Source organism: Methanomethylovorans sp. (genome assembly GCF_041447285.1).
Lineage (GTDB): Archaea > Halobacteriota > Methanosarcinia > Methanosarcinales > Methanosarcinaceae > Methanomethylovorans.
This window is the reverse complement of record NZ_JBGMEB010000017.1, coordinates 88,413-100,768: the sequence shown is the minus strand read 5'-3', so window position 1 is coordinate 100,768 and position 12,356 is coordinate 88,413. Positions and strand designations below refer to the sequence as shown.

Genomic DNA, 12,356 nt, shown 5'->3' with positions numbered 1-12,356 from the left:
ACATGCAAAAACGAACATTTATCGATGATTGCTTAACTTTAGATCTCTCAAGCGAGCTGCATTGCGTTTCCGCGCCGCAAAGCCCCTTGCGAGCACCCCTAGAAGTACACACTACTATAAATACCTGTCGTGTGGAGTAGAACTCATAACCAACTTTGCACGAATTGCGAGAAGAGAATAGAAAGGTATATATATGATAGCTTAACACAACTTCATGATTACTATGAGCGCAGAAATGCAACTGAGGGATCGTTTTTTATAACACTGAACCGCTGTTGAACAAAAAAATCACTATTTTCGATACCACACTGCGCGATGGTGAACAGACCCCTGGAGTCTCTCTGACTAATGACCAGAAGCTCAAAATTGCAAGGCAACTGGACAAACTTGGAGTAGATGTTCTTGAAGCCGGGTTTCCTATTTCCTCTGAAGGAGATAAACTGTCTGTAAAAGCTATCGCCAACGAAGGTCTCAAGCTGGATGTGTGTGGTCTTGCAAGAGTGCTGACTAAGGATCTGGATGCATGCCTGGACACTGACGTGGACATGATACACACATTTGTATCCACATCTGATATCCAGAGGATCCACACCATAAAGAAGAGCAAAGAAGAAGTGCTCACAATGGCTGTGGATGCAGTACAGTATATCAAGGACCATGGAATAAAGTGTATGTTCTCAGCCATGGATGCTACCCGCACTGATCTTGAGTACCTTACACAGGTATACAAAGCAGTACAGGGAGCAGGTTGTGACATTATCAATGTACCTGATACTGTAGGAATAATGTCCCCTTCCCGCATGTACCAGTTGGTAGATGCGATTCATAAGGAAGTAAAAATCCCCATAGATGTTCATTGTCACAATGATTTCGGCATAGCTGTGGCTAACAGCCTTATGGCAGCAGAAGCCGGAGCAAGCCAGATCCAAGTGACTGTAAATGGAATAGGAGAAAGAGCTGGAAACGCGAATCTTGCAGAGGTAGTTATGTGCCTGGAATCAATTTATGGCGCAAAAACCAACATCAAGACGGAATACCTGCTCGAGACATCTAAAATGGTGGAAAATTATACAGGCGTACACATGCCTCCAAACACACCTATCGTTGGCGAGAATGCCTTTGCCCACGAGTCAGGCATCCATACACATGGAGTACTCACCAAGGCCGACACATTCGAACCTGGTATCATGACGCCTGAGATGGTAGGACATAAAAGGCGTATAGTACTTGGTAAGCACGCGGGTAAGCACGCTGTTCAGAAATCTCTGGAAGATGCTGGTATCCAGACCACCGAAGAACAACTTGATGAGATAGTCAAGAGGATAAAAGCCATAGCTGACAAAGGAAAGCGTATCTGTGATGCCGATCTGCATGCTGTTGCATCAGACGTACTGGGAAGGAACCTTGGCAGCGAGACTATAAAACTCAAGGAACTCTCAGTGATGACAAGCAACCTCACAACGCCCACTGCAGTCGTCAGGGCTATTATTGGCAACGATGAAGCAGTAGCCTCTAACATTGGTACTGGACCAGTTGATGCAGCTGTTAAAGCAGTACAGCAAATGATAGCTGGATACACAAAGGTCAAGATACGAGACTTCCGTATTGAGGCCATTACCGGAGGAGCCGATGCTCTTGCTGAGGTCACGATTGGAGTAGAGGATGAAGATGGACGTATGGTTACAGCCCATGCTGCAAGCACTGATATTGTGACAGCATCAGTTGATGCACTTGTAACAGCTATAAACATCCTGCTTGACAAGAAAAAATTGTGGAATATGCAGTAACTGCAATTTTTATCACCAGGCATCAATGCCTGGAATATCTTTTCTTATTTAAACCTGTGATCAACTGTAGTATATAGATCTCCTGAATCGTTCCCTTTATGACTCCAGCAGCCAATAAGAAGCAATCATGGACTTCCAAGTTATAGATTCACACTGCCATCTTGATTTTCCAAAATTCAATAAGGATAGAGAAACAGCTATACAACGCGCTTTTGATGCTGGCGTAGACCAGATGATCAATTCAGGGGTTGATCCAAAGACCAATATCTCAACTCTTGAGCTTGCACAGAAATATGACTACATACACGCAACTCTGGGATTCAGCCCCCACCTTTCACCAGAAGCCACTGATGAACAAGTAAACAGCATGTTGAATTTTATAGAAGATCACGTCAATGAAATAGTCGGAATCGGAGAAGCCGGTCTTGACTACCATTACTTCACATCAAATACTGAAAGAGACAGGCAGATAGAAGTGTTTAAGCAAGTCATAGAGCTTGCAGACAAATACAATAAACCTCTTGTGATACACGGCAGAGAGGCAGAAAATGTTGCACTGGGATTGTCAGGGCACCTTGAAAAAGTAGTATTTCACTGCTATGGAGGGAATCTTGAAACCATGAGCAATGTAGTAGATGCCGGACATTTCATCTCAGTTCCTACTTTGGTCTGTTTTTCGGAACACCACCGGGAAATCGCGAGAGAAGTACCATTAGAGCACATGCTTCTGGAGACGGACAGCCCATATCTTTCACCCCGCAAAGGCAGGAATGAACCTGCATTCGTTCTGGATTCGATTCCATGGATTGCAAAATTAAAAGGAATAGAAGAAAAAGAAATAGCAGATATCACCAGGAAAAATACTATAAGGGTATTTGGCCTCTAAAGACAATATATAGGGAACAAGGGAATAAGGAACATGAATGTAAAGAAATTCCATACTGGTTACTATGATGCAAATTCTTATCTTGTAAATGGTAAAGTGCTCATAGACACAGGTATTAACACGGATGCTTTGATAGCAGAAATCGAAAAAAACATCGATATCCACGATCTTGAACTCATTATTCTTACTCATTGCCACTACGACCACACTGCAGCTGCAGAAGCCATTGCCAAAAAAAGTGGTGCAAAAATAGCTATCCACAAAAACGATGTGGAAGGATTACATCACAACGAAGCCAGTGCTGCTGAAGCCTTTGACAGCAGAGCACCTTCCTTTGAGCCAGACATGCTGCTTGAGGAGGGAGAAAACATACCCCTCGGAGACGAAGAGCATCTGGAAATAATACACACACCTGGACATACACCTGGTTGTATATGCCTTTACGAACCAGTATCAAAGTCATTGTTCTCAGGAGATACTGTATTTCCACAGGGCAGTATCGGGCGTACAGATTTTATAGGTGGTAACTCCACAAAGATAAGTGAATCCATTCAAAAACTCACAAAACTGGATGTAAGAACAATGTATCCGGGACACGGAGAACCTACTTCTGAAAACGTCAAACGTCAGATAGAACTATCATACCGCATGGCTAAAAGCATATTTAAGATCATTTAATCATGACTGGAAAAAATAAAGAAAAAGCTTCATTTGCCTCACAATTTCTCCCAATGGACCTCAAAGAAGCAAAAAGAAGAGGTTGGGAAGAGCTTGATGTGATCATTGTGACCGGCGATGCCTACGTGGATCATCCCGGATTTGGAACGGCTATTATAGGTAGGGTTCTTGAAGATGCTGGATATAGAGTAGGCATTATTGCACAGCCTAAATGGGATAGTGTTGATGATTTTAAGAAATTAGGTAAGCCACGCCTATTCTTCGCTGTCAGTGGTGGAAATACGGACTCAATGGTGAGCAACTATACACCTTCCCAGAGATTGCGCCATGAAGATGCATATTCTCCTGGCAATAAACCCGGGATGAGACCAAACAGGGCAACTATTGTTTATTCTAACAGGTTACGTGAAGCATACCCTGATGTGCCAATGGTCATTGGAGGCATAGAAGCCTCTTTGCGCCGTTTTGCCCAATACGATTATTGGTCCGATAAGGTCCGTCAGTCAATTCTGGCAGACACACCTGCGGACCTGCTGATCTATGGCATGGGCGAACTGCAAATACTTCAGATTGCAGAAAAGCTGGATAAAGGCATACCTGTAAAAGACATAACTGACATTGAAGGCACTGTCTGGAAAATGGAAGTTAAAACATGGAAGGAAAAAAGACAGGAATTGCTCAAGAACAATATTGAGATACCTTCCTACACAGAAGTTTCAAAGGATAAAGTGCTGTACTCCAAAGCTTTCAAGCTTACATTTGATGAACAGGACCCAGTACGAGGAAGAGGGATAATACAGGTCCATCCGAAAACAGTAATCATACAGAACAGGCCCATGCGGCTTCTTAATGAAAAAGAGTTGGACCATGTGTATGAGCTGCCTTATACAAGGAGCGCACATCCATCATACAAAGAACCCATACCTGCCCTTGACATGGCCAGGTTCTCCATCACCACTCACAGGGGATGTTTTGGTTCATGCTCTTTCTGCGCCATAGTCCTGCACCAAGGAAGAATGATCTCCAGCCGTAGCATTGAATCAATACTTAGGGAGGCCGAAGGGCTGAAGAAAATCAAAGGCTTCAAAGGTATCATCAACGGACTTGGCGGTCCTTCTGCTAACATGTATGGGATGGAATGCGGGAAGTGGGAAAAGAAGGGAACATGTGCAGACAAATTATGTATTTATCCACAGGCTTGCCCTTCACTTAACACAAGCCATAAGAAACTGATAGAACTGATGCAACGGCTGCGGCAAATACCAGGAATCTCGAAAGTTTTCGTCGGATATGGCGTACGTTATGATCTGGCTCTACTTGATGAAAAGTACATGGAAGAACTATGTGCCCATCACGTAAGTGGACAGCTTAAGGTGGCACCCGAGCATTACTGCAACGCAGTCACTGATGCTATGAAAAAACCCCGCAGGGAAGTATTCGAAAAATTCGAACAGAAATACAAGGAGATCAACAGGAAAGTGGGCAAAGACCAGTACCTTGTAGCATTTTTGATGTCTGGCCATCCAGGATGCACCCTTAACAACATGATCGAAACTGCAGAGTACATAAGGGACACTGGGAGATACACCGAACAAGTGCAGGATTTCACTCCTACACCCATGACTGCTGCCACATGCATGTTCCACACTGGAATTGATCCTTTCACAGGCAAGAACATTTATGTTGCAACTTCCAGGAAAGATAAAATGATACAAAGAGCCTTTTTACGCTATAAGGACCCACAGAATCAGATGCTTGTATACGAAGGGCTCAAACGGGCTAACAGATTGGACCTTGTGGGCAATAGCTGGAACTGCCTTATCAGAAGGCCGCCAAGAGGAAAAGAAAGGCAATGAGAATTATTTATTCATTGCCATTTCCATTAGATCCAGAATATCAATAACTTCTACTTTTGGCCCTCCGCGCTGGAGATTTGTTCTGCACAGGGGACAGGATGTGACAAGATAGTCCATCCCTTCGGGGATCTCTTCCAGACGCTTCTTTGAAAGAGCCAAAGACAGGTCAGGATAACCTTTCATCACTCCACCACCTGCACCACAGCAACGGGATTGCTCGTGATGAGATTTCATTTCCTTAAGTTCGCAGATAGATGTGATTATCTTTCGGGGTGCATCGAAAACACCATTGCATCTTCCCAGATGGCAGGGATCATGGTAGGTCACCTTGAGATCCAGATGTTTCAGATCCATTTCTGAGAGGTGTTCTGCAAGAAACTCTGAAACATGTATTACTTTTAGATCACCAGGATAATCGTTCTTAAGAGTGGTGTAACAGCCCGCACAGCCTGTGATGATGGTATGTGCACCTATCTTTTTAATCTGCTCCAGATTTTTAGAAACCAGAGCATCCGGATCTGAACCTGTACGCAGCAGAGGTGAGCCACAGCAAACCTCCTCAGGAATAAGTGTGACATCAAACTTCTTAAGCAGATCAAAGGTCCTGCGAGTAAGTTCAGGATACCTGTAAGAGCCCAGGCAGCCCACGAAAAAAACGTACGGAGCATGCTCTTTGATGTCGGAGGTATCTTGCAGCCATGAGTGACGATACTTTGTTTCTCCAAGAGGGTTACCTTTTGATATTGCCTCGTGTCGTAATGCGGCTTGAGTATCTGTCATTTTACCCTTAAGAACAAGCTGATGGCGAGTATCCTCCACTATTTGCGTAGGGGAAGCACCAGAAGGGCACATCTGCTCACACAAGCCACATGTAGTACATGTATTTAGACTGTTTAGTACATCCTGGTCTGCTTCTAAACCATGGTAAACACCATGAACAACAAGCATACGACCTCTGGAACTTGAGGATTCCCAACCTGTCTGTTCAAAAACAGGACAGACAGACCTGCATGTGCCACAACGTACACATTTAAGAATTGATCTCAGATCAAGATTGGACATATTACACCCCCATTTTCCCGGGGTTTAGGATTCCTTTGGGATCAAGAGCTTTTTTGATAGCTATCATGATATCCAACGCGTTACCCAATTCCAGGCGCATGTATTCAGACCGGGCACTGCCTACACCATGTTCTGCGGTGGTAGTTCCTCCCATTTCAATAGCTGTACGGTGGATCCTATCAGCAGCAGCATTCAGCTTCGTCCAATCATCATCGCTGAGCATGTCGATACACATACCAGTGTGTAAGTTTCCATCTCCGATATGACCATAGGTCATGATTGGTAGATTAAACTCCTTGGATATTTCATCGACCTTGCGCAACATTTTAGGGATTTCTTTTATGGGAACTCCAACATCTTCGCCAACATACACCCTGGTACGCATAGGATCCAGGCGCGAAATAGCTGCACCTGCCAGCCTGCGGGCAGCCCATATCTCGTCCCTTTCTTTTTTATCTGAAGCGGTTCTGATACCAGATGCTAACCCTTCACATGTTTTTGCTATAAGTTTAACACCTTCTTTCACTTCAGCTTCACTGCCATCTACTTCAAATAGCAGTATAGCACCAGCCAGCGGAAGACCAATTTTTGGATCATAGGTATTGATAGCCCGGATTATGTTAGAATCTAATATCTCACATGCAGAAGGAACTATGCCAGACGCAAGAACCTTAACCACAGCCTTGCCTGCAAGTTCAGGACCATCGAATGAAGCAAATATGACAGAACGTTCTTTTGGAATGGCCCTCACCTTGATTATTGCCTGAGTGATGATGCCAAGAGTTCCCTCCGAGCCGACCATAAGATCAGTAAGAGAGTAACCGGCAACGGATTTCATGGTTTTGGAACCAGTCCTTATGATCTTGCCATCTGCCATCACTACCTCAAGTCCAAGCACATAACTACGAGTGGTACCGTACTTCACGGACCGCATACCACTACCGTTGTTGGCTATTAGACCTCCCAGAGTGCACATTGCAGAACTTCCGGGATCAGGAGGGAAAAAGAAACCGTATGGTTCCAGGGCTTTATTCAGCTTTTCCTGAACAATTCCCGGTTCTACTACTACCTGAAGGTTGTCAAAATCCATCTCGATTATCCTGTTCATGGCAGACATATCAAGAACAATACCGCCCTCTAAAGGAACACAGCCACCAGAAAGACCAGTACCTGCACCTCTGGCAGTTATCGGGATATTATGAGCATAAGCTATCTTGATGATATCCGAAACTTGCTCAGTGCTTAGTGGTTTTATGACAACCTCCGGCGTGCCCCGGATCTGGGAAGCATCAGATGAATAACAGTATAGTTCACAGGAACTAATAGATAGGTTTTCCTTACCCACTATAGCCCTCATTTTTTCAATTAGGTCAACATTAAGCATAGCTTTGAGTTTAGAGATGTGGTCAGAATTTAAAGATAGCGGTTAGAGAGAAAATTTGTACCAAACATTTACATTCAACTATGCAGTATCCTACAAATAATGACACAATACTTCGAAGTATACCAGAGAGATGGTGCGGCAAGAAAAGGACGGTTACTACTTGCCGAAATCATTGAGACTCCCTGCATCCTCAAAACTGAAAAGATAAATGATAACACAGGGCCTATAGTGAATGCCGGTTCCTTGTGGGAAAAGGGCAATGTGGAGAAAGCCAAACAGAAATTACATCAACTTCGAAGCGAAATTGGAGACAATAGACTTATCATATTACCCCATATGTGTCTTGCACCTGATGCTCCTGATTCCACGATTAAGGAAATGGAAACTATCACAACAACTGGTGCCATTGGAAGCATATATCGTAAAGACAGAGAGCTTAAAGCTGCTGATCTATATGTATTGGAAGGGTCAGGAGTATTTGAAAACAATGCAAGAGCCCTGCTTGAAAGAGTTCTGGACCTGAAACATAATATACCAGATGATACAGCAGTATACCTCCCTAACATCTGTCTTCCCGAAAACCTTGCAATGCTTATTTACATGGGTGCTGACGTGCTGGATACCACTAAAGCCACAGTTGCAGCATATAAGGATATTTATCTCACTCATGCAGGAAGTTTCCACCTTAAATCACTTTCTGAGCTACCATGCAGATGTTCTGCCTGTGCATCTACCACCGCATTGGAACTTAAAAAGATGGATAAAATTTCCAGGGCACAACTGCTGGAACAACATAATATCAATGCAATGGAAGCTGAACTTGCGCTGGTAAGGGAAAAAATATCTGCTGGTAATCTGCGGGAATATGTGGACGGACAATGCCGTACCAGACCCTGGCTCACTGCATTGCTGAGGCTGCTTGATAAAGAATATGAACATATAGAAAGAGGTACTCCTATCACCCGCAATGTGGAAATGCTTGCGAATTCGGGAGATTCCCTCACAAGACCGGAAGTTGTGAGGTTTGCACGCAGGATACAAGAAAGATATACTCCTCCTGAATTGAACGTACTTTTGCTTTTACCATGTTCTGCAAAGAAACCCTATTCTATTTCACAATCTCATCAGAAGTTCGGTATTGCTCTGGGAAAGTACCGCAAATTCGTGCATGAAGTGATAATTACCTCACCCCTTGGAATAGTTCCCAGAGAATTGGAGCTGACCTATCCTGCAGCCCATTATGACGTTGCTGTAACAGGACATTGGGATGCAGAAGAGATGAAGTGGGTTTCGAGATGCCTTGAAGATTACCTATCAAAACACAAATACACTGCAATAGTTGCACATGTAGACGGAGCTTACAGACAGATCTGTGAGATGGTAGCCAACAGGCTTGGACTGGAAATACACTTCACAAACACCGGCAGTGTCACTTCTCATGAATCTCTCCGAAATCTTAGCAAGACTATGGAGGGACTGTGTACAGGCAGGAAAATAAGCGAAACAAAAAGGAAAGCAGCAATGCTGAAGGCTATCGCTGACTACCAGTTTGGAAAGGGAGCCGGAGAGATATTAGTCCCGGATAATTCGGAAATAAGAGGACCTTTCCCCAGATACCAATCATTTTATGAGAAAACTCAACTTGCAACCCTCATACCCCAATATGGTACATTGGCAGTCACTATTGCTGGTGCGGAAATGATGATACCACGCAATTCCTACATAGTACAGATAGATGACTTCATACCAAGAGGTTCTATATTGGCTCCAGGAATAATAGATGCAGATCCTGCTATTCGTGAAGGAGACGAGGTATTTGTGGTAGGTGAAAAGGCAATAGGAGTAGGTAGGGCACGCATGAACGGTAGGGAAATGAGAGTGTCCACAAGAGGCCAGGCAATGGATCTGCGCCATGTGAAACCTAAATAAAACAATATTGGTATTATGAATATAAGAATCAGAAACTTCAAAACTGACGACTTTGAAGATGTGCTCTGCATAGAATCGGAGTCTTTTGCAGAACATAACCCCTTTGCTTACATGCACTTCTATGAGATGCATGGGGATATGTTCCTGGTAGCTGAATACCTGGACTTCGTAGTTGGTTTCATAGTAGGATACAGGCTAAACGAGAGTGAGGGGAGAGTTTTTTCTCTGGCTGTGAGCGAAGAGTTCCAAGGGAGAGGCATAGGCAGTATGCTTCTAGATGCATTGTTCAAAGTATTCTATTCGAATCTTCTTAAATATGCGACTTTAGAAGTGAGGACAAGCAACATCAAGGCCAAGAGCCTTTATCACAAGATGGGGTTCATTCCTTGCTGGATAGAAAAAGAGTACTATTCAGACGGGGAAGATGGAATAATTATGAAGATGAAACTATCCTCGTATAAATTTCAGAATCTTGACCTATTTGCAAAAAAAATAGAAAGTATATCCATAAGGGATACTGAGAGTTTTAATGAATATGATTGAACGTTGCAAATGAATTAAATCTCAGAAATTGTCCTGCATGATGCTATGCTGCATACGAGTAGCAAGCTCTTTCATCCTTTCGGAAGTCCTGCCAAAACCTGAGAACTCATCTTTAGACATGGCTACCGCAAGACTATTGCCCAGTACAAAGATAGCGAGCTTGTGCTCAGCTTTGCTCCTATGAACATGTATTGGACTTATAGCCAAGGAATCATATTCTGAGAATTCACGTGTAAAACCCTTTTCTTCCAAGCGACTTTTCATTTGTGCCATCAATGTGTGCAACTGAATCAATTCGTCTTTGTGCATACCAACCAACATATCCTTTTTTTGTTTGTACATTGTGCTACTGTGCACAGATGAAATTAATGTACAAGCGTAAATCAATTGATTTCAATAAAAGGCTATTGTCGGAAATATATTTCCTTTTACGATATATATAAAGATACCTGATACTGTAACTTAGTTAATTTGAGCGAAAAAAGAAATAAAAAAGAAAAAGATCTAAAAATTAAGGGATGACCCTCGAGAATTAAAGATCTCTAACGGTCAGTATTTTCACTGAAGAGGGCCTCTTAGTGATGCTTCCGATCTTAGCACCAACAAGGTTTTCAATACCCTTGTTCTCCGCAATGTCAAGTATTCTTTGAGTGATGACACCGTCAAAGATAACGCTTTTGATGTCACCGTTATAGTTCTTCAGGTTATTGACGAGGTCTCTCACAGCAGTCTCACCTATCACATTGTTACCTGCATCCAGGAAGCGTGCACCAAAAGTCCCCATGAGTTCATCAGCATGGGATTTGAACTTCTTAGCAGCTGGAGAGAGTTTTACAACTTCCACTACTTCTTGTTCTTCCTCTGGAAGTGCCTGAGCCGCCACAGCTTCCTGGGGGAACTCACGCTGCTTAATTGGGCGCTTCTTCAACTTGGTCGGAGCGGCAACCCTTGGGATCTCAACAGTTCTTCTTTCTTTCTGCTTTGGCAGTCTCTGGACAGCTGGAGCCTTCATAGAATCCGAATCCTTTAAAGAATACTTGTCCATTACCTGTTCTACTGGTATCTTCTGCCTTAGAGCCCTCACTATTTCTTTCTGCACAAGATCCTCAACGCTCTTACCATCCGGAGCGCGGGCAATGTAATCAATGTTAGCTACCTGGAGAAGTTCCTTGATAATTAGTTCTCCTCCACGATCACCATCAGTAAATGCAGTTACAGTTTCCTTTTTCTTTGTTAGTTCTGCAACTTCAGGAGGCACATTGGTACCACCTACGCAAATAGTATTCTTGATACCATACCTGAGAAGGTTTAACACATCAGCACGGCCTTCAACTACAACAATTGCATCTGAATCAAATACAGCTGGACCGCATGGAATCTTATTCTTTCCAAAATACTGCATTTCCTCCACGCGTACAGACTGTCGGACCTCATCAGCTATTTCCTGAGACTCCGGTACATTGGTATCGAACATGCCAGTAAGGATGAACTTCGCACGTTCTATGATCTGCTTCCTCTTGGTGGCCCTTACATCTTCAATGTTAGTTATTTCGATCTTTGCACTGCATGGTCCTACCCTGTCAATTGTCTCCAGGGATGCAGCAAGGATAGATGTTTCCACCTTGTCGAGACTGGAAGGCACAAGAATAGTACCCTTTGATTTACCACCCTTTGCACTGACAAGAACCTCGATCCTTCCGATCCTTCCAGTCTTTTGCAGGTCTCGCAGGTCCAGATCTGATCCAAGCAGACCTTCAGTCTGCCCGAAGATCGCACCCACGATATCCGGGCGTTCGATAATACCATCTGCGCTGATCTTTGAATGAATGATATATTTAGTAGTATCTGCATTTTGCATATATAAGTCTCCGAATTATTTTTACTGTTAGCTATGCCACACAGCTTGATATTCTTGCAAAAACAGCCTAACAAGTAACTTACAACGCTCAGGTGCAAGGGACCTGATACCGTTTTTAGGTCATTCCAACAGTAGCATTCTGCTGAACCTTATCTCAAATAGATTCGTTTTTTCCGACGTGTCACATGTAATCCAGCATTACATATGCCTATTATAGATTGAACACACGTCCACAGCACTACGAGGGTAACTAACGTTCAATTGGTAAACCCAATATCACAAGTACATTACATACCCTTATCGCCATTCCCTTTGGCATTTTATCAAATGGGATGTTTGATGCTAATAATCAAACGTGAATTCCGATTAATGT

General features: G+C 43.4%; 10 protein-coding genes. 6 read left to right on the top strand and 4 right to left on the bottom strand.

Annotated elements, in window-relative coordinates; translation table 11 throughout:
* Positions 1-275 precede the first annotated feature (275 nt).
* The 4 genes from ACC612_RS10795 (at position 276) to ACC612_RS10780 (ending at position 5,207) form a co-directional block, all read left to right on the top strand.
* Complete coding sequence (locus tag ACC612_RS10795; RefSeq protein ID WP_371854539.1) at positions 276-1,787, top strand: 2-isopropylmalate synthase; 1,512 nt, start codon at positions 276-278, stop codon at positions 1,785-1,787.
* Between the two features lie 127 nt (positions 1,788-1,914).
* A complete protein-coding gene (locus ACC612_RS10790) occupies positions 1,915-2,673 on the top strand; it encodes a TatD family hydrolase (protein WP_371854538.1) in 759 nt (252 codons plus the stop codon).
* 33 nt (positions 2,674-2,706) lie between these two features.
* Positions 2,707-3,351, top strand: coding sequence for an MBL fold metallo-hydrolase (locus ACC612_RS10785; RefSeq protein ID WP_371854537.1), 645 nt, complete (start codon positions 2,707-2,709; stop codon positions 3,349-3,351).
* Positions 3,352-3,404: 53 nt separating this feature from the next.
* A complete protein-coding gene (locus tag ACC612_RS10780; RefSeq protein ID WP_371854542.1) occupies positions 3,405-5,207 on the top strand; it encodes a YgiQ family radical SAM protein in 1,803 nt (600 codons plus the stop codon).
* Positions 5,208-5,210: 3 nt separating this feature from the next.
* On the opposite strand, the gene ACC612_RS10775 is transcribed toward ACC612_RS10780, so the two are convergent.
* Together ACC612_RS10775 and ACC612_RS10770 are read right to left on the bottom strand one after the other, a co-directional pair.
* On the bottom strand, positions 5,211-6,269 hold the full coding sequence (locus ACC612_RS10775) for a (Fe-S)-binding protein (protein WP_371854536.1): 1,059 nt from the start codon (positions 6,267-6,269) through the stop codon (positions 5,211-5,213).
* Between the two features lies 1 nt (position 6,270).
* Positions 6,271-7,653, bottom strand: coding sequence for an FAD-binding oxidoreductase (locus tag ACC612_RS10770; protein ID WP_371854535.1), 1,383 nt, complete (start codon positions 7,651-7,653; stop codon positions 6,271-6,273).
* 99 nt (positions 7,654-7,752) lie between these two features.
* On the opposite strand from ACC612_RS10770, the gene arcS reads away from it, so the two are divergent.
* On the top strand, positions 7,753-9,582 hold the full coding sequence (gene arcS / locus ACC612_RS10765; protein WP_371854534.1) for an archaeosine synthase subunit alpha: 1,830 nt from the start codon (positions 7,753-7,755) through the stop codon (positions 9,580-9,582).
* A 15-nt stretch (positions 9,583-9,597) separates the two neighbouring features.
* Positions 9,598-10,125: a ribosomal protein S18-alanine N-acetyltransferase gene (gene rimI / locus ACC612_RS10760; RefSeq protein ID WP_371854533.1), complete on the top strand. Its 528-nt coding sequence runs from the start codon at positions 9,598-9,600 to the stop codon at positions 10,123-10,125.
* A 21-nt stretch (positions 10,126-10,146) separates the two neighbouring features.
* Here the strand turns inward: rimI and ACC612_RS10755 are convergent, their stop codons facing one another.
* Both ACC612_RS10755 and dnaG read right to left on the bottom strand, forming a co-directional pair.
* Complete coding sequence (locus ACC612_RS10755; RefSeq protein ID WP_371854541.1) at positions 10,147-10,434, bottom strand: UPF0058 family protein; 288 nt, start codon at positions 10,432-10,434, stop codon at positions 10,147-10,149.
* 223 nt (positions 10,435-10,657) lie between these two features.
* On the bottom strand, positions 10,658-11,983 hold the full coding sequence (gene dnaG, locus ACC612_RS10750; RefSeq protein ID WP_371854532.1) for a DNA primase DnaG: 1,326 nt from the start codon (positions 11,981-11,983) through the stop codon (positions 10,658-10,660).
* Positions 11,984-12,356 lie beyond the last annotated feature (373 nt).